The following is a 19,171-nucleotide window of genomic DNA, read 5'->3' as shown; positions in this document are numbered from 1 at the left end:
CGCTTCCCGAAAGGGCAACTCCCCACCGTACCAAGTTCTTCTAAAACTTTGCGCGTTTCCTATGTAGGAATGACTCCGCAAACTGTTACGATCACACAAGGCGTTATCAAAGTAGTATTAAAAAGTGACGCCAAGTCACTAGACGAAGTCGTAGTAACGGCCATGGGTATCTCCCGCGAAAAGAAAGCGCTGGGATACGCCGTTCAGGACGTGAAGTCAGACCAGCTGACACGCGCGGCCAACACCGACCTTGCAGGAGCACTACAAGGAAAAGTTTCGGGTGTGGACATCGCTCCCTCTTCCGGTATGCCGGGTGCATCTTCCAAGATCACGATCCGCGGTTCCCGTTCGTTCACGGGCGACAATACACCTCTGTATGTCATCGACGGCATGCCGATCTCTTCCGCTGCCGACGTAACGACTACCGACAACGCTAACGGCGCCGCCTACGGTACCGACTACGCCAACCGTTCGGTGGACATCGACCCCAACGACATCGAAAGCATCAACATCCTCAAAGGTCAGGCAGCTTCTGCCCTCTACGGTATGCGTGCGTCAAACGGTGTCATCGTCATCACCACCAAAAGCGGTAAAGGAGTGGCCAAAGGCAAACCGACGATCACATTCCGCAGCAATCTTTCGTTCGATGTCGTGTCTACACTGCCCGAACTGCAAAACGAATTCGGACAAGGCAGCGGCGGCTCATACGACCCTTATTCCGGCCACAGCTGGGGACCGAAAATAGCCGACCTCGCCAACGATCCTACATACGGCGGCAACACCGACAACGCTTTCACCCAGAAAATGGGAAAACGTCAGGGACAATACTACGTGCCCCAACGTGCCGAAGCCGGTCTTGACCCGTGGGCAACGCCGAAAGCATACAACAACATGAAGGATTTCTTCGACACCGGCATTACCTGGAGCAACAACGTCAACGTTTCCCAAAATCTGGACAAAGGAAACTACTCTTTCTCGCTGGGTAACAGCCACCAGGAAGGCATCATCCCGACTACCGGTATGGACAGATACAACGCCAAAATGTCTGCCGAAGTTCAGCTCAGCCCCAACTGGTCGACTGGCTTCAACGGTAACTTCGTGACTTCCAAGATAAAAAAGCAGTCTACCGCCAACTCCGGCGTGACGGCTACCATCTACAACGCTCCGGTGAGCTACAACATGAAAGGAATCCCCTCGCACGTCGAAGGCGACCCGTACGAGCAGAACACGTACCGCCAGGCATGGATCGACGACGCCTACTGGGCTGTGGACAACAATCTGTTCACCGAACGCTCGCAACGTTTCTTCGGAAACGCATTCGTGAAATTCACGACCAAATTCGGCACGGACAACCACAAACTGGACGTGAAATACCAACTCGGTGACGACGCCTACACCACCAACTACAGCGAAATCTACGGATACGGCAGTACAATGGCAGACACCGGCGACGCCATCGAATACCACTACAGCATCAACGAGCTGAACTCGCTGCTGACAGCTTCTTACCGCTGGGACATCAACAAGGACTGGGTATTCGACGCCCTGATCGGTAACGAACTTGTAGAGAAAAGAACGCAATATGCCTTCTCCGAAGGGATGAACTTCAACTTCCCGGGATGGAACCACATCAACAATGCTTCTATCTACCAGAGTTCCAAGTCGTACAACAAGAAACGTACGGTAGGTAACTTTGCCAACCTGTCTCTGGCATGGAAAAACATGGTATACCTCAACGGAACAATCCGTAACGACGTCGTTTCAAATATGCCGCGCGACAATCGTTCGTTCACTTATCCTTCCGTATCGCTCGGATTTGTGTTCACCGAACTCGAACCGCTGAAAAACAACATCCTCACATTCGGTAAGCTGCGCGCATCGTACGCCGAAGTAGGTATGGCAGGCGACTATATGCAAAGCTATTACTACACCCCGAGCTACGGCGGCGGATTCTTCAACGGCACGCCCATCGCCTACCCGATCAACGGAACGATGGCATATATCCCTTATTATAAGGTGTATGACCCGAACCTGAAACCGCAGAACACGAAGTCATACGAAATCGGTGCCGACCTGACATTCTTCAACGGACTGTTCACTTTGAACTATACCTACTCGCGTCAGAACGTAAAAGACCAGATCTTCGAAGTGCCTTTGTCCGGCTCTACCGGCTACGACAGCATGATCATGAACGGCGGTAAGATTCATACCAACTCGCACGAACTTACACTGGGAGTGTCGCCGGTCAACAACCGCAACTTCAAGCTCGACTTCGCTTTCAACTTCTCAAAGATCGACAACTACGTAGACGAACTTGCACCGGGTGTTGAAAGCATCTATCTCGGCGGATTCGTCACTCCGCAGGTGCGTGCCGGTATCGGCGAGAAATTCCCCGTAGTATACGGCAGCACGTACAAGCGCAACAAGGCCGGACAGATCGTGGTAGACGCGAACGGACTTCCGCAGGTGGGCGAAGACGACGTGATCGGCCGGGTTTCTCCCGACTTCCGTCTGGGCTTCAACACGAATATCGAGCTTTACAAATTCCGTATCGCTGCCGTGTTCGACTGGAAACAAGGCGGACAAATGTACTGCGGTACTGCCGGTGAAATGAACTTCTACGGTGTCACCAAAGAATCGGGCGAAAAACGCAAGAGCAACTTCGTCGTTCCCAACACCGTGAAAGAAACCGGAACAGACGCGCAGGGCAACCCGACGTATGCCGCCAACGACATCGAAGTGACTAACGCACAGGCTTATTACACCCGCCTGCGTTCTATCAACGAATCTTATATCTACGATTCATCGTTCATCAAACTGCGTGAGCTTTCTGTAAGCTACCCGGTATACGCCAGCAAATGGCTAAACGTAGATGTAAACGTATTTGCCCGCAACCTCATCGTATGGTCCGAGCTGAAGGGATTCGACCCGGAAGCATCTCAGGGTAACGACAACATGGGAGGTGCCTTCGAGCGTTTCTCTCTGCCGGGAACTGCAAGCTACGGTTTTGGTGTAAATGTAAAATTCTAATTAGCTAAACGAAAGAAGATTATGAAAAGATATGATAAAATAACCGGTGTACTGGCTGTTGCCGCTCTGTCTTTGTTCTCTGCTTGCTCGGAGGACACGATGGACAGAATCAACAAGGACCACGACCACACCACCAGTGTTGCCTCAAGATTTATCTTGGCAGATGTAATCACCTCTACCGCTTTCTCCAACGCCAGCGGTGACATCAATACATACGCCTCTTCGTATATCGAATACGAAGTAGGTGTCGACAACCAGCTTTACTACGCCGAAGTCCGCGAAAACGAACCGTCGTCCTCGTCTACCTTCAATAACTCATGGAACGGCATCTATTCTTCATTGAAGAACGCCCGCATCATCATCGACCAATGTGGCGAAGGAGGCAGAGATCACGGCAACGACGTCACCCGGGGAATGGCCGAAGTGATGGCCGCTTACAACTGCGCACTGATTGCCGATTTCTTCGGTGATGCCCCGTGCAGTCAGGCTGCGCTGGTGGACGAAAAAGGCTCTCCGGTCTATATGACCCCGAAAATGGATACGCAACAGGAAATCTATACTCAAATCATCAGTTATCTCGACGACGCCATCGCCAATCTTCAGAAAGAAGACTTGGCAGACGTGACCGAGCAGGATTTCCTTTATGCCGGCGACGCGGACAAATGGCTGAAATTCGCTTACGGCCTGAAAGCCCGCTACACCATGAGACTGATCAACCGCTCAAGCAACAAATCGGCCGATTATGAAAAGGTGCTGGACTATGTAAGCAAATCGTTCACTTCGGCTGACGACCAGGCTGCATTCGACATCTACGACTCTAACAACATCAACCCGTTCTACGGTTTCTACAACTCTCGTGCCGGATTCGGAGCCAGTACAAGCCTCGGCACCAAGCTGTTGGCCTACAATGATCCGCGTGCCAACCGTGCTTTCTTCACTCCGATCGTCGACAAAAAACGTTCGCAGGTAGCAGCCAACGATCCCAGCCTCGTTCCGGCTCCCAACGGTAGTCCGGATCAGAGTACGTCCAAATACGGTATCTCTGCATTCGTTTACGCCAAAACCGCACCGACCCTGCTGATGAGCTATCACGAACTGATGTTCCTGAAAGCAGAAGCTCTGTGCCGTCTGAACCGTGATGCGGAAGACGCGCTGAAAGAAGCGGTAGTAGCCGGCTTGCTGAATGCGGAAAACAGCATAAGCATTGCCATCAAGGAGTTGGGAAGCGGTTTGAACACCAATTCCAGCGAAGTAATCACGGAAACGTCTGCCGGAAAGTATTTCGACGACGTAGTGAAAGCGAAATATGCAGCCAACCCATTGCAGGAAACAATGATTCAGAAGTACCTTGCCATGTGGGGTGCCTCCGGTGAAGCCACGGAGACGTACAACGATTTCCGTCGTATGAAGGGACTGAACGAAAACTTCATCACGCTGACCAACCCGAACAATTCCAGCAAATTCCCGCTGCGCTACCCATACGGAAACAGCGACACAGCTGCCAACCCGGAAGTGAAAGCCGCTTACGGCAACGGTGACTACGTATACTCCGAACCCGTTTGGTGGGCAGGCGGAAGCCGATAAAAATCGCTCTTAAAATCTCTCAAAGGAGAGACTTTACATAGAGTCGTTTCTGAACTCTAACAAATTAACGGAAACGAACAGAAATAGGCCGACCGTGAGGTCCGCCTATTTTACTTTTACAGCCTTCTGCCGAAAGTGTCGGGCAGAGGCATTCCAGACAATACACCCGGATTGATACAGTAATATCCGGATTGACATAGAAACGTCCGGACACAGCTGACGGGGATAATGTGGATTTTCATATAGTAAAAATCCATATTATCCCCGTCAGCTATTTGTTAATATCACAAATACAAAACAGGAAAAAACACCCGAATTGTTATACCGTTTTTCTACTCAGCGATACCGTTTTGCCGGATAAAGATCATGTTTGCCGGAGCAAGGACCGGTTTAACAAACAAAAAAGATCAGTCTACCGGACAAAAAAAGAGATCGGTTTACCAGACCAGTTCGGGGAAATACTTCGTCAGCGTATTGCGCAGAATCGACAGTGTGATCGGTTTCACCAGCACTTCGCTCGCTCCCGCGTTCATCGCATTCTCCTTGTCAGAGCTGAAAGCGTAGGCGGTCTGCATGATAATAGGGATTTCCTTGTTTTCTCCGCGGATGATTTTCGTAGCATCCAGTCCGTTCATCACAGGCATTTTGATGTCCATCAGGATCGCTTTGGCCTCGTTGCCGTATTCCTTGAACAGTGCCACGATTTCTTCGCCATTCTTGGCCCACTGTATATCACATTTCTTTCCGATGATTGCTTTGATCAGTTTGAAGTTGCTGTCGTCGTCCTCAGCCACTAAGATAAGAGGTCTGAATTCATTTGTTTGTCCGCCTTCCATATCGTTTCTATATTATTTTTAAAATTATTCTCTAAAATTACTTTTTAGTCAACATATTTCAGTTAATAATGCTTTTCAGCCCGCAAGTTATAAAAAAGATTGATATATTTCGCTATCTTTGCGCCTCAAATTATAAAGAATTGTATGATTTCGATAGACGGACTAGCCGTAGAGTTTAGCGGCACTACCCTATTTAGTGATATTTCTTTCGTTATTAATGAAAAAGACCGCATCGCCCTGATGGGAAAAAACGGAGCGGGAAAAAGTACCTTACTCAAGATTCTGGCAGGAGTCAGACAGCCTACCCGTGGCAAGGTTTCGGCCCCCAAGGATTGCGTAGTAGCCTATCTCCCACAGCATTTGATGACGGAAGACGGCAGAACCGTGTTTGCCGAAACGGCACAGGCTTTCGCGCATCTGCACGAGATGGAAGCACGGATCGACGCACTGAACAAGGAGCTGGAAACACGGACGGATTACGAAAGTGACAGTTACATGGCACTGATCGAGGAAGTGTCCGCCCTCAGCGAAAAATTTTACTCCATCGACGCAACCAATTACGAAGAGGATGTAGAGAAATCATTACTCGGACTCGGATTCACACGCGAAGATTTTCAACGTCAGACGAGCGACTTCAGCGGAGGCTGGCGCATGCGCATCGAGCTCGCCAAACTGCTGCTGCAAAAACCGGACGTACTCCTGCTTGACGAACCGACCAACCACCTCGACATCGAATCGATCCAATGGCTGGAAGATTTTCTGATCAATAACGGCAAAGCGGTCATCGTGATCAGCCACGACCGCAAATTCGTGGACAACATCACCACCCGCACCATTGAAGTAACGATGGGGCGCATCTACGACTATAAAGTAAACTACTCCCAATACCTGCAACTGCGCAAGGAACGCCGCGAACAGCAACAGAAGGCTTATGACGAGCAACAGAAGTTCATCGCCGAAACGGAAGCCTTCATCGAACGCTTCAAGGGGACGTACTCGAAGACTTTGCAGGTGCAGAGCCGTGTCAAGATGCTGGAAAAGCTGGAATTGCTGGAAGTAGACGAGGAAGATACTTCGGCACTGCGGCTGAAATTCCCGCCTTCGCCCCGTTCGGGCAGTTATCCCGTCACGATGGAAGGTGTCGGAAAGACGTACGGCGATCATGTCGTGTTCCGCAACGCCAACCTGACAATTGAACGTGGCGACAAGGTGGCTTTCGTAGGCAAGAACGGTGAAGGTAAATCGACGCTGGTGAAATGTATCATGAACGAAATCGACCATGACGGCACGCTGACGCTGGGACATAACGTGCAAATCGGATATTTCGCGCAGAATCAAGCCTCGCTGATGGACGAAAACCTCACGGTTTTCCAGACGATTGACGACGTGGCAAAAGGAGAAATCCGCAACAAGATACGCGACTTGCTGGGCGCCTTCATGTTCGGCGGGCCGGAAGAGTCTATGAAGAAAGTGAAAGTGCTCTCGGGTGGCGAACGTACCCGTCTGGCAATGATCAAGCTCCTGCTGGAACCGGTCAACCTCCTGATTCTGGACGAGCCGACCAACCACCTCGACATGAAAACCAAAGATATCCTCAAGCAAGCGCTGATGGATTTCGACGGCACCCTGATCGTCGTTTCGCACGACCGTGACTTCCTTGACGGACTGGTGACCAAGGTCTACGAGTTCGGCAATAAGAAGGTGACGGAGCATCTTTGCGGCATCTACGAATTCCTCGAAAAGAAGAAAATGGATTCGTTGCAGGAACTGGAAAAGAAATAATAAACAATAAAAAGACATTATCTGCTTTAGGTGAAAGAAAAAGTATTTGTATATTTGTCACATAATATCTGAAACAGATAATTTAAAATGGATGAAACGAGGCAGTTATACATTATAAGCGGATGCAACGGAGCTGGTAAAACAACAGCTTCTTATACTGTACTGCCCGAAATATTATTGTGCAAAGAATTTGTCAATGCAGACGAAATAGCCAAAGGACTATCGCCTTTCAATCCGGAAAGCATGGCTATCGAAGCCGGACGTCTGATGTTGAAACGTATTGACGAACTATTGGCTACAAGAACCAGTTTCTCCATCGAAACGACATTAGCGACTCGCTCGTACACACGGCTCATCACAAGAGCACAGAGTGCCGGATACAAAGTAAGCCTGATCTATTTTTGGCTAAACTCTCCGGAACTTGCTGTCAACCGTGTATTGCAACGGGTCAACGAAGGCGGGCATAACGTGCCCATTGATACAATCTACCGCCGCTATCAGGCAGGCATAAACAACCTGTTCCGAATATATGCGCCACGTGTAGACTATTGGCTATTAGCAGATAACAGTGTTTCTCCCCGAGTGATTGTAGCCGAAGGCTGCCAGCAAGGTGAGGACCGGATATACGAACTTGAACTTTTTAATCGCATCAAGAGTTATGTCAAATAATGAAATGCAAGAATTGAGTGATAAACTGCGGCGCGGGCTCCAACTGGCCGAACAACGGCTACTGGAAAGAAATGCCCGTCACGGAAAACTCCTCAGTCAAGGGACGCCCGATGGAAAAGTGATTTACGTCTCCGCCACAGAATTGCTCGAACGCTTGCAGAAGCAAGAAAAAGAGAAAAGTAAAGAGTCGGAAAAAGAATAATTGAAGTTTTATAATAAAGCAACAACCGGAGCTCTATAATAAAGTAAAAAGATATTGGAAGTTTTACAAAATTAGAAAGCTCTATATAAATAAAGGATGAAAGGGAAGAAACGATTCATAGTAACGATGCTATTCTTTATCAACATTATCATGTTGGTAGCCGCCGTTATTCCCCATCACCACCACCCCAACGGGATGATCTGCATGAAGCAGGACCAACCGGTAGAGCAGCAATGCCCCAACCACCATCATCACCCCGCAAGCGATTCATGTTGCAGCAGCGAATGCATGACCCGCTTCCACTCTCCCATTCCCTCCGTGCACACGGACAGCGGACCGAATTACGTATTCGTCGCCACCCTGTTTACGGATATGATCATCGAACATTTATTACGACCGCAGGAAAGACGAGTCAAAAATTACTACATCTATCGTGAATCCCTGCACGGTACGAAAATACCTCGTACCTCCTCCCTTCGGGCCCCTCCCTACTCTGTTTTTGCGTAATGACGTAAATGCAAGCAAGTTGCATCTGCGTTACTCTATCTTTGTAGCGTACAAAAACAGTAAAACTTAGTAGGAAAACAACATTTATGAAGAAACTTATCTTTATAGGAGTCATGGGATTATTCGTCCTGGGCTCTTGCAATAGTAAAAATACTGGTCATGAAGGGCATGACCACGAGACCGTCACACACAATCATGATGAACACGAAGGACATGACCACGAAGCAGAAGGACATGACCACGAAGCCGAAGGAGCCGACCATTCACACGAAGGTGAATGCAGCGGAGGACACGATCACGGCAAAGCTGCCACCAGCGAACCCGCCGGCGAGCACAGCGACGAAATCATCCTCCCGAAAGCGAAAGCTGACGCTGCCGGTGTGAAGGTAAATGCCATCACACCGGCCCCCTTCCAGCAAGTGATCAAGACAAGCGGACAGGTACTCGCTGCCCAGGGCGACGAATCGGTGGCTGTAGCCACGGTGGCCGGAGTCGTTTCTTTCCGCGGCAAGGTGACGGAAGGAATGAGCGTCGGTCGCGGCACTCCGCTGGTGACTATTTCTTCGCACAACATCGCCGACGGTGACCCCGTGCAACGTGCCCGAATCGCTTACGAAGTATCCAAAAAGGAATACGAACGAATGAAGTCGCTCGTCAAAAACAAGATTGTGTCCGACAAGGATTTCGCACAGGCGGAGCAGAACTACGAAAACGCACGTATCAGCTACGAAGCGCTCGCCAAAAACCACTCGGCCATCGGTCAGAATATCACCGCGCCCATTGCCGGATACGTAAAAAGCATTCTGGTCAATGAGGGAGACTACGTAACCATCGGTCAGCCACTGGTCAGCGTGACGCAGAACCGCCGGCTTTTCCTCCGTGCCGAGGTATCGGAAAAATACTACCCATATCTCCGCACAATCAGTTCCGCCAATTTCCGGACACCTTATAATAATGAGGTCTACGAACTGAATGAACTGAGCGGCAGACTGCTTTCCTTCGGAAAAACTTCCGGAGACAATTCTTTCTACGTGCCCGTCACCTTCGAATTTGACAATAAAGGAGAAGTGATTCCGGGATCATTCGTCGAAGTTTATCTGCTTTCCTCCCAACTGGAAAACGTGATTTCCGTGCCCCGCACCGCCCTGACGGAAGAGCAAGGCATCTTCTTCGTCTACCTGCAACTCGATGAAGAAGGCTACAAGAAACAGGAAGTGACCCTCGGCGCCGACAATGGCAAAAGTGTACAAATCCTGACCGGAATCAAACCCGGAGACCGTGTAGTGACCGAAGGCGCATACCAAGTTCGCCTGGCAAGCGCAAGCAACGCCATCCCTGCCCACAGTCATGAGCACTAGCGGCAAGGTGCCGCATCCAAGTTCCCTTGCGGCACACACAGAACTCATTTATAGTTACGCAAGTTTATCCCCTGTCCGGCACTGCTCAAAAGTAAACCGGGAGGAACCAGACTTAATCAATGAAATATCATGCTAAATAAAATCATACATTACTCCCTGCACAACCGACTGGTTGTGCTCTGCGCGGCCATCCTCCTGCTTATCGCGGGGACTTACACCGCCATGCATACGGAAGTAGACGTGTTTCCCGACCTGAACGCCCCGACAGTGGTCATCATGACCGAAGCCAACGGTATGGCAGCCGAGGAAGTGGAACAGCTCGTCACCTTCCCCGTCGAAACAGCCGTAAACGGGGCTACCGGCGTGCGCCGTGTCCGTTCTTCTTCGACCAACGGTTTCTCCGTTGTCTGGGTAGAGTTCGACTGGGGCACAGATATATACCTCGCCCGTCAGATCGTCAGCGAAAAGCTCGCCGTAGTCAGCGAGTCACTTCCCGTCAACGTGGGCAAGCCGACTCTCGGCCCCCAATCGTCCATCTTGGGCGAAATGCTCATCGTCGGTCTGACCGCCGACTCCACCTCCATGCTCGATCTGCGGACGATTGCCGACTGGACGATCCGCCCGCGCCTGCTCTCCACCGGAGGCGTGGCACAGGTGGCAGTGCTCGGAGGAGACATCAAGGAATATCAGATTCAGTTGGACCCCGAACGGATGCGCCACTACGGCGTATCGATGGGAGAAGTGATGGCCGTCACCCAAGACATGAACCTAAACGCCAACGGCGGCGTACTTTACGAATTTGGCAATGAATATATCGTGCGCGGAGTACTCTCTACCCCCAAAGTGGAAGAACTCGGCAAAGCGGTAGTGAAAACGGTGAACAACTTTCCGGTGACGCTGGAAGACATCGCCGACGTGAAAATAGGTCCCAAAGCCCCGAAACTGGGCACAGCCTCGGAGCGTGGCAAACCGGCCGTACTCATGACCGTCACCAAACAGCCCGCCACCAGCACGCTGGAACTGACGGACAAATTGGAGGCCTCTCTGCAAGACTTACAGAAGAATTTGCCTGCGGACGTCAAAGTCTCCACGGATATTTTCCGCCAGAGCCGCTTTATCGAAAGCTCTATCGGCAACGTGAAAAAGTCTCTTTTTGAAGGAGGAATCTTTGTCGTCATCGTACTTTTCCTGTTTTTGGCCAATGTACGCACTACGCTGATTTCCCTTGTCACGCTGCCGCTTTCACTACTCGTCTCCATCCTCACGCTTCACTACATGGGGCTGACGATCAACACGATGAGTCTGGGAGGTATGGCGATTGCCATCGGTTCGCTGGTCGACGATGCCATCGTCGACGTGGAAAATGTATACAAGCGACTGCGGGAGAACCGTCTGAAAGCGGAAGCCGAACGCCTCAGCACGCTCGAAGTGGTATTCAACGCTTCGAAGGAAGTGCGAATGCCGATTCTTAATTCAACGCTGATCATTGTCGTCAGCTTTGTGCCGCTGTTCTTCCTGAGTGGAATGGAAGGACGTATGCTGGTACCGCTGGGTATCGCTTTCATCGTGGCGCTGTTCGCTTCCACGGTCGTTGCCCTCACGCTGACTCCGGTGCTCTGCTCTTACCTGCTGGGCAGCAACAAGACGAACAAGGAACTGAAAGAATCCTTCCTTGCCCGCTGGATGAAAGGCATTTACGAAAAGGCGCTGACATGGGTGCTGGCTCACAAACGGGTGACACTCGGCAGCACCATCGTCCTTTTCCTGATCGCCTTAGGGGTATTCTTTACGCTCGGGCGCAGCTTCCTTCCTTCGTTCAATGAAGGCTCGTTTACCATCAATATCAGTTCGCTGCCGGGTATATCCCTGGAAGAAAGCAACAAGATGGGACATCGTGCCGAAGAATTGCTGCTGACAATCCCCGAAATACAAACCGTAGCCCGCAAAACGGGACGTGCCGAACTGGATGAACACGCGCTCGGCGTAAACGTTTCGGAAATCGAGGCACCGTTTGAACTGAAAGACCGCCCGCGCAGCGAACTCGTCGCCGAAGTGCGCGAGAGACTCGGAACGATCACCGGAGCAAACATCGAAATCGGTCAGCCCATCAGCCACCGTATCGACGCGATGTTGTCCGGTACGAAGGCAAATATCGCCATCAAACTCTTCGGAGACGACCTGAACAAGATGTTCTCGCTGGGCAACCAGATCAAGGGAGCTATCAGCGACATTCCGGGAATTGCCGACCTCAACGTGGAACAACAAATCGAACGCCCGCAGTTAAAGATACAGCCCAAACGGGAAATGCTGGCGAAATTCGGCATCACCCTGCCGGAATTTTCTGAATACGTGAATGTGGCGCTGGCAGGAAAAGTGATTTCGCAAGTGTACGAGCAGGGCAAGAGCTTCGACCTCATCGTCAAAGTGAAGGACGACGCACGCGACGAAATGGAGAAAATCCGCAACCTCATGGTCGACACCAACGACGGACGCAAAGTTCCTCTGAACTACGTGGCGGAAGTGGTTTCCTCGATGGGCCCAAACACGATCAACCGCGAAAATGTAAAACGGAAAATCGTTATCTCCGCCAACGTTGCCGACCGTGACCTGCGCAGTGTTGTAAATGATATTCAGAAGCAGGTAGACGCCACTATCCAGTTGCCCGAAGGCTACCACATCGAGTATGGCGGACAGTTCGAAAGCGAACAGGCTGCCAGCCGTGTATTGGCGCTGACATCTTTCATGAGTATTGTCATTATTTTCCTGTTGCTTTACCACGAATTCCGCAGTGTCAAGGAGTCCGGCGTGATCTTGCTGAACCTGCCTCTGGCATTGATCGGCGGCGTTTTTGCCCTTGTCATCACGACCGGCGAAGTAAGCATTCCGGCAATTATCGGTTTCATTTCGCTGTTCGGTATCGCGACCCGTAACGGTATGCTGCTCATCAGCCACTACAACCACTTGCAGCAAGTGGAGGGACTGAACGTGTACGACAGCGTGATACAAGGCTCTCTCGACCGTCTGAATCCGATCCTGATGACGGCTCTCTCCTCTGCGCTGGCACTGATACCGCTGGCTCTGGGCGGTGATCTGCCGGGCAACGAGATTCAAAGCCCGATGGCCAAAGTGATTTTGGGCGGACTTTTAACATCTACTTTCCTGAACGGTTTCATCGTTCCGATTGTTTATCTGATGATGCACCGCCAGCGTAGCGCTGGGGCAAATTCTCCATGCGGCGTACCGGCGGAACAAGCATAATTATCAGTTAAATATAGCTACTATGTATATAGAAACAAATAAAAAAAGTATGAAACGAATCATCATCATAGGCTCTTTGGTAAGCTGCGCACTTCTCGCCCTCACGGGCGAAGTGCAGGCCCAAAGCGGCATCGAACAGGTTTTGAAGAATATCGAAGCCAACAATAAGGAGTTGCAGGCAAACGCCCAACTCATCACCTCGCAAAAGCTGGAAGCCAAAACGGACAATAACCTGCCGGACCCGACATTATCATACGCCCACCTTTGGGGAGCGAAAGATAAAAACGAAACGATCGGCGAACTTGTGGTGTCGCAAAGTTTCGACTTTCCGAGCCTGTATGCCACCCGCAACAAGCTGAATCGTCTGAAAGCGGGTGCTTTTGACAGTCAGGCGGACGTCTTCCGCCAAGAGAAATTGTTGCTCGCCAAAGAAGTGTGTCTGGACATTATCATGCTGCGCCAGCAAAAACACATCTTGGAGGAACGGCTGCGCAACGCAGAAGAACTTGCCAAAATGTACGCCAAGCGCCTCCAAACCGGAGATGCGAACGCTCTCGAAACGAATAAAATCAATCTGGAACTGCTGAATGTCAAGACGGAAACTTCGCTGAACGAAACGGCACTGCGCAATAAGTTGCAGGAACTGAACACGTTAAACGGCAATATCCCCGTAGTGTTCGAAGAAAACACGTATCCCGCGACGCCTTTCCCTGCCGACTATCAGATACTGAAATCGGAAGTGCTCTCCGCCGACCGCACGTTAATGGCGTTCAACAACGAAAGCCTCGTTGCCCGCAAGCAGATCGCCGTCAACAAGTCGCAATGGCTGCCGAAACTGGAACTCGGCTACCGCCGGAACACCGAAACCGGAACGCCTTTCAACGGAGTGGTAGTGGGATTCTCCTTCCCGCTTTTCGAGAACCGCAACAAGGTGAAAATAGCCAAAGCGCAAGCGCTGAACATCGACTTGCAGAAAGACAATGCCAGCCTGCAAGTGGAATCCGAACTGGCACAGCTCTATCGGGAGGCCAAAACACTGCACACCTCTATGGAGGAATACAGGAAAACTTTTCAGGCGCAACAAGACCTCGCACTGCTGAAACAGGCTCTGACAGGCGGACAGATCAGCATGATCGAGTATTTTGTCGAGGTATCCGTCATTTATCAAAGTCATCAGAATTACCTCCAGCTGGAGAATCAATATCAGAAGGCAATGGCACGAATTTATAAGAGCAAGCTATAAATTCCCGCTTTATTTCGCCCGATTATTGAATAAATAACTGAGGTTTCGCAAGTTCTTTATATTATTGACAAACAATAGTATCCCAAATGGGGGTGACTAAAAAGTCGATTCTATCTCCATTCTCCTCCTTCGGGAAGGAGGAGTACCCGTAGGGGGAGGTGGTAGGTGAAACATAAAAATACCTATAATAGAATACGAATGAATGCTTTTCTCACCTACCACCCCGCCCTACGGGCACCCCTCCTCCCGGGAGGGAGGGGAATTAAGATAGTTTGGATAACGCAAAAGTAACCTGCGAAACTTGAATAAATAAAAAGAATGCATTACATTTGGGGACTGTAAAAAAACACTAAACTATTATGAAAACTAAAACCCTCTCTTACACCCCCCATCTTGTTTTGCATTCTTATTTTATGGAGTGCCTGTAAAGACGATGCCGATGCCCCCCTGCGGTTTTACGACAGCAAATACGAAGTGCCCATGGGAGGAAGACGCTACCTCGGAATCGAAAGTGGAAACGGAGACTACTCTCTGGAAATCGGAAATCCCCGCATCGCAAGTGCCGGAATCGAAAGCGGCTGGAGCGGAGTTCCCGCCGGACGAATGATTTACATATCCGGCATTCTCACCGGAAGCACGTATCTGAAAGTGACAGACAACGCCACACAGGAAACGCTCACTCTGCCCATTAAAGTGGTGGACTACTACGAAGATCTCAATCTGATACACGGCTCGTCCTCCCTGCGTCCCAATGGGGACGAAAACCTACTGCCGGGTGTTGACGACATTTTCCTTGTCAGCAACGCTGCCCGTGACGCTTATTTCTTCAAACAAGGACAACGAACCGCTTTTTCATCGGGACTCGAACTGATCACCAAAGGAACTTATGCACTGAAGCAAGAGGAAGATAACAAAGCCACACTGACCCTTACTTTCTCATTGGATGCCTCACCGGCTACGGAACACCATTTCACCGTATGGGGAAACGCGTACCTGCTTCACCGGCTGGACAAGAACTTACATCTGAACTGGGGCACGCCGCCCATTGGAGAAACACGGACATCACCTGCCCCGCCTCCGGCCTACACACTGGAAGAAATAACGGAAGGAGCAGAACCGGGAACAGGCAGACAGGTCGGTTTCATTCTGAATTATAAGGAAATACCTACGGGAATACTTCCCTAAATTATGGATGATAAATTAGCCGCGCTATCAAGATAAGCATTCTATCCGCTCTCCGTTTCTTTCAGGAATGATCTTTACAGCGTACGTATCTCCTCCGGCAAATACCCGCTGCGGATACGCCACTCCTGCGGATAAAGATTATTGGCACGATTTCCGATATTCTTCACAAATCCGAGAGGAATATTCCGGTAAGTAAGCAAGATATAACCACGAGGGGCTGTTTCCGGCAAGGTAATAGCCTCTTTTCGTAAATAAGCGATAGCCTGTTCATAACTCACCTCTTCCGTATCAAAAGCATCCTGCCGCAAGAGCGTAGCGCTCATCGCCAGCGCATGAGTGGGAATCAAATCTTTCCCTTTCACTTCACCAGTCAGAACGCCTGCCTGTATCACTTTCAGATACTGTTTCATGGCAGCCAGTTCATCGGTATATCGTTGCAGAAATGCGACGATGCCCGCGCCTTCCGCAGACAAGGTGTATCTTTCGGCATTTTCCTGCTTCAGCCAGTTCAGTGCCATCCCCATGTGTTCTTTGGAAACGGGAGAAGCAGCCGCTCCGCCTTTCTTATCTTTTTTCTTGGACGACTTTGCTTTTGAGAATGAATAGGTTGCCGGTTCATCTTCCGCATCCGGTTTGCGAAGTGCCGCCAGAAAGAATCCTTCGCCTTTTGTCTTATGAGGAAGAAAATGACAGACAGACAAACTTCTCTGAGATTCATCCTCTCCGTCGAGTAAATTCCCCGTTATATTCCACTCGTCCTGCACCTCCAGCGGCAAGAGTTCCGCACCGAATTCCTGCTGAATCCAGCAGACGTTCTCTTCATCTTCTTTGCTATTATAGGTACACGTACTATATATTAATATGCCGCCCGGTTTCAGACAGGGCCAAATATCCGCAATAATCCGCCGCTGACGCTGCCAGCAGATCTCTACATTCTCCGGACTCCATTCCTCCACGGCTACGGGGTCTTTACGAAACATTCCCTCGCCCGAACAAGGCACATCGGTCAGAATGACATCGAAAAAAGACGGAAGTGCCGAGAAATCAGCCGGATCATTGTTGGTAACCACCACATCCGGATGCCCCCACTTCGTCAGATTCTCCGCCAGCACCTGTGAACGGTTCCGAATCACTTCATTCGCCACCAGCAGACTCCCTTCCGGAAGCACGCTGCGCGCATGGGTTGATTTTCCTCCGGGCGCCGCACAAAGATCGAGCATCACCACCGGAGACTCGACATACTGCCGCAGCACCTGCTCCACAAACATGGACGAAGCCTCCTGAACATAGTAGCAACCGGCATGAAACAACGGGTCGAACGTAAAAGTCAGACGCTCGTCAAGATAGTAGCCATCGGATGCCCAAGGAACTTTGTTGAAGGAAAAACGGGCAGAACTGTCTGTCAGCGAGCTTAATCCTTCCTCCTTCATTCTCAATTTATTGATCCGAATGCTGACGGGAGGCTCCTGTTGCAAGGCGGCAGCCAGTTTTTCATATTCTTCATTGCCCAGTAAGGCACGGGTATAGTCGATAAAAGAAGCGGGTAAATTCATTTTTCATTTATTAATTCCTGCAAATATCAAAAATATTTCGTCTCTTTGCAACTTTCTGACATACGAACTACGTCTAACAGACAAAGAAACAAATAAAAGAATTAATATATGAAACGGATTTTAATTGCTTTACTGGTCATGATGACCATTTTCTCGCTGGCAAACGCCCAGAAACAAACGACTATTGTGAACGACTCTACCGGAAACGTAAAAGTGACCGTAACGAAAGGGAAAGGCAAGGATGCCAAGGTAAATGTCGGCAACACGGCCGTCACTGTGATCGGAATCGATGACGAAGACGCCGACACGACAAGTGTAGATACGGGCAAAGTGAGTAGCTCCTCGCGCGGCTCTCACGGAAAAGCGAGCTTCACCATCAGCTCTGACGACGATGACTTCCCGTTCAATAATTTCGGAAATGCAGTCGGAGGAGGTATTCTGGTAGCCATCATCAGCATCATTGCCATATTCGGAATGCCGGTATTCATCATATTTGTAGTCTTCTTCTTCCGCTACAAGAACCGGAAAGCACGCTATCGCCTTGCCGAACAGGCTCTCGCAGCCGGTCAACCTCTTCCGGAAGAATTCATACGGGAGCACAAATCGACAGACCAACGTACACAAGGAATCAAAAACACCTTTACAGGCATCGGACTCTTCATATTCCTCTGGGCCATCACCGGCGAATTCGGAATTGGCGCTATCGGACTGCTCGTCATGTTTATGGGACTGGGACAATGGCTGATCGGCTACAAGCAACATGCCAACGAGGAAACCAAGAACAGAGAAACCGCCATCAGAAGCAACGACATCATCATCTCGGAGAGGAACGACGAAGAGAAGAACGAAGAAAATAGATGAGCCAACTCAACGATATATCGCTAGTCGCACAGGTCGTGGTGTTCAAGAACACCAGGGCCTTCGACCAGTTGGTACAAAAATACCAGTCGCCTGTCAGACGCTTCTTCCTGCATCTGACTTGCGGTGACAGCGAATTGAGTGACGACTTGGCACAGGATACCTTCATCAAAGCATATACCAATCTGGCCTCTTTCCGTAACTTGTCGAGTTTCTCCACGTGGCTATACCGTATTGCTTATAATATTTTTTATGATTATATTCGCAGCCGGAAAGAGATGGCAGACCTGGATACCAGGGAAGTAGACGCCGTCAACTGCACCGAACAAGCGAACATAGGGCAGACAATGGATGTTTATCAGTCACTCAAATCGCTGAAGGAAGTGGAACGAACCTGCATCACGCTGTTTTACATGGAAGATGTAAGCATCGACAAGATTGCAGGAATAACGGGAATACCGGCAGGGACGGTGAAAAGCCACCTGTCGCGTGGAAAAGAAAAATTAGCAACGTATTTAAAAAGAAACGGTTATGACGGAAATAGATAATGATAAACTTCTGAAAGATTTCTTCGCAGAAAACAAGCGGGAAATAGCCGACAACGGATTCAGCCGCCGCGTCATGCACCACTTGCCCGACCGCAGCAACCGGTTGGCACGCCTTTGGACTGTATTCGTAATGACAGTAGGAGCCACGCTCTTCGTCACGCTGGGCGGACTGGAAGCCGTATGGGGAACGCTGAAAGATGTACTTATCGGCATGATCAACCATGGCGCAACCAGTCTCGATCCGAAATCAATCATCATTGCAACGGTCGTCCTGCTGTTCATGGCCGGACGGAAAGTAGTATCAATGGCATAACAATGCTTGTCACACAACTGTGCCAAGGACTTGGCACAGTTGTGACACCGCACTGGCACAGCAGTGCCACGCCGTTGGCACAAGTGTGACAACGGCAGGGAACACAGCAGACAGTTCAGATGTATCGAACGAATATAATCCCCCAGATCAAGAGATTCTTGTTCATTTCTTCTGTTAAAGTATAATAAATTTGCTCTCCTCTCCCGATAGCTCCAAACATAGATGTTGTATCTTTGTTACTTTGT

General features: G+C 50.0%; 14 protein-coding genes and 1 pseudogene. 13 read left to right on the top strand and 2 right to left on the bottom strand.

The genetic code is table 11. The annotated features are described in order from the left end of the window. Positions 1-27 precede the first annotated feature (27 nt). Both KTR07_RS13610 and KTR07_RS13605 read left to right on the top strand, forming a co-directional pair. Positions 28-3,030: pseudogene (locus KTR07_RS13610) on the top strand (SusC/RagA family TonB-linked outer membrane protein); the annotation flags it as partial. A gap of 21 nt (positions 3,031-3,051) precedes the next feature. After that, positions 3,052-4,614 (top strand): RagB/SusD family nutrient uptake outer membrane protein, encoded by a 1,563-nt coding sequence (locus KTR07_RS13605; protein ID WP_008766448.1) that lies wholly within the window; start codon positions 3,052-3,054, stop codon positions 4,612-4,614. A gap of 437 nt (positions 4,615-5,051) precedes the next feature. On the opposite strand, the gene KTR07_RS13600 is transcribed toward KTR07_RS13605, so the two are convergent. After that, positions 5,052-5,450 carry a response regulator gene (locus KTR07_RS13600; RefSeq protein WP_008761074.1) on the bottom strand — a complete coding sequence of 133 codons (399 nt, stop codon included), beginning with the start codon at positions 5,448-5,450 and terminating at the stop codon, positions 5,052-5,054. A 144-nt stretch (positions 5,451-5,594) separates the two neighbouring features. Between KTR07_RS13600 and KTR07_RS13595 the strand changes: the two genes are divergently transcribed. The 8 genes from KTR07_RS13595 (at position 5,595) to KTR07_RS13560 (ending at position 15,654) form a co-directional block, all read left to right on the top strand. Continuing rightward, positions 5,595-7,232: an ABC-F family ATP-binding cassette domain-containing protein gene (locus KTR07_RS13595; RefSeq protein WP_008761073.1), complete on the top strand. Its 1,638-nt coding sequence runs from the start codon at positions 5,595-5,597 to the stop codon at positions 7,230-7,232. 87 nt (positions 7,233-7,319) lie between these two features. Further along, positions 7,320-7,901: a zeta toxin family protein gene (locus tag KTR07_RS13590; RefSeq protein WP_008766449.1), complete on the top strand. Its 582-nt coding sequence runs from the start codon at positions 7,320-7,322 to the stop codon at positions 7,899-7,901. Next, entirely contained in the window at positions 7,891-8,103 is a 213-nt protein-coding gene (locus KTR07_RS13585) for a hypothetical protein (protein ID WP_008766450.1), read from the top strand. The genes KTR07_RS13590 and KTR07_RS13585 overlap by 11 nt, the downstream gene beginning before the upstream one ends. A 96-nt stretch (positions 8,104-8,199) precedes the next feature. Then, positions 8,200-8,610 carry a DUF6769 family protein gene (locus KTR07_RS13580; protein WP_008766451.1) on the top strand — a complete coding sequence of 137 codons (411 nt, stop codon included), beginning with the start codon at positions 8,200-8,202 and terminating at the stop codon, positions 8,608-8,610. An 86-nt stretch (positions 8,611-8,696) separates the two neighbouring features. Further along, positions 8,697-9,968, top strand: coding sequence for an efflux RND transporter periplasmic adaptor subunit (locus KTR07_RS13575; protein ID WP_008766452.1), 1,272 nt, complete (start codon positions 8,697-8,699; stop codon positions 9,966-9,968). 129 nt (positions 9,969-10,097) lie between these two features. Then, entirely contained in the window at positions 10,098-13,226 is a 3,129-nt protein-coding gene (locus tag KTR07_RS13570; RefSeq protein ID WP_062694599.1) for an efflux RND transporter permease subunit, read from the top strand. A 49-nt stretch (positions 13,227-13,275) separates the two neighbouring features. Next, entirely contained in the window at positions 13,276-14,469 is a 1,194-nt protein-coding gene (locus KTR07_RS13565; protein ID WP_032841162.1) for a TolC family protein, read from the top strand. A gap of 390 nt (positions 14,470-14,859) precedes the next feature. After that, the gene (locus KTR07_RS13560) at positions 14,860-15,654 is read left to right on the top strand and encodes a pilus assembly protein N-terminal domain-containing protein (RefSeq protein WP_217315443.1); all 795 of its coding nucleotides are present in this window, start codon (positions 14,860-14,862) and stop codon (positions 15,652-15,654) included. A 74-nt stretch (positions 15,655-15,728) separates the two neighbouring features. On the opposite strand, the gene KTR07_RS13555 is transcribed toward KTR07_RS13560, so the two are convergent. After that, positions 15,729-17,207 carry an rRNA cytosine-C5-methyltransferase gene (locus tag KTR07_RS13555; RefSeq protein WP_008766456.1) on the bottom strand — a complete coding sequence of 493 codons (1,479 nt, stop codon included), beginning with the start codon at positions 17,205-17,207 and terminating at the stop codon, positions 15,729-15,731. A gap of 108 nt (positions 17,208-17,315) precedes the next feature. Here KTR07_RS13555 and KTR07_RS13550 point away from each other — a divergent pair, with 108 nt between their 5' ends. The 3 genes from KTR07_RS13550 to KTR07_RS13540 are packed head-to-tail and all read left to right on the top strand — an operon-like array spanning position 17,316 to position 18,926. Further along, positions 17,316-18,068, top strand: coding sequence for a DUF6249 domain-containing protein (locus KTR07_RS13550; protein WP_217315439.1), 753 nt, complete (start codon positions 17,316-17,318; stop codon positions 18,066-18,068). After that, the gene (locus KTR07_RS13545) at positions 18,065-18,613 is read left to right on the top strand and encodes an RNA polymerase sigma factor (protein WP_008761066.1); all 549 of its coding nucleotides are present in this window, start codon (positions 18,065-18,067) and stop codon (positions 18,611-18,613) included. Before KTR07_RS13550 ends, KTR07_RS13545 begins: the two co-directional genes overlap by 4 nt. Further along, positions 18,597-18,926 (top strand): DUF5056 domain-containing protein, encoded by a 330-nt coding sequence (locus KTR07_RS13540; protein ID WP_008766458.1) that lies wholly within the window; start codon positions 18,597-18,599, stop codon positions 18,924-18,926. The genes KTR07_RS13545 and KTR07_RS13540 overlap by 17 nt, the downstream gene beginning before the upstream one ends. Positions 18,927-19,171 lie beyond the last annotated feature (245 nt).

It is taken from the genome of Bacteroides sp. MSK.20.82, from assembly GCF_019052485.1.
GTDB classification, from domain to species: domain Bacteria; phylum Bacteroidota; class Bacteroidia; order Bacteroidales; family Bacteroidaceae; genus Bacteroides; species Bacteroides thetaiotaomicron.
Note: the sequence above shows the minus strand (reverse complement) of the source record. Positions and strands in the feature narration are given on the sequence as shown.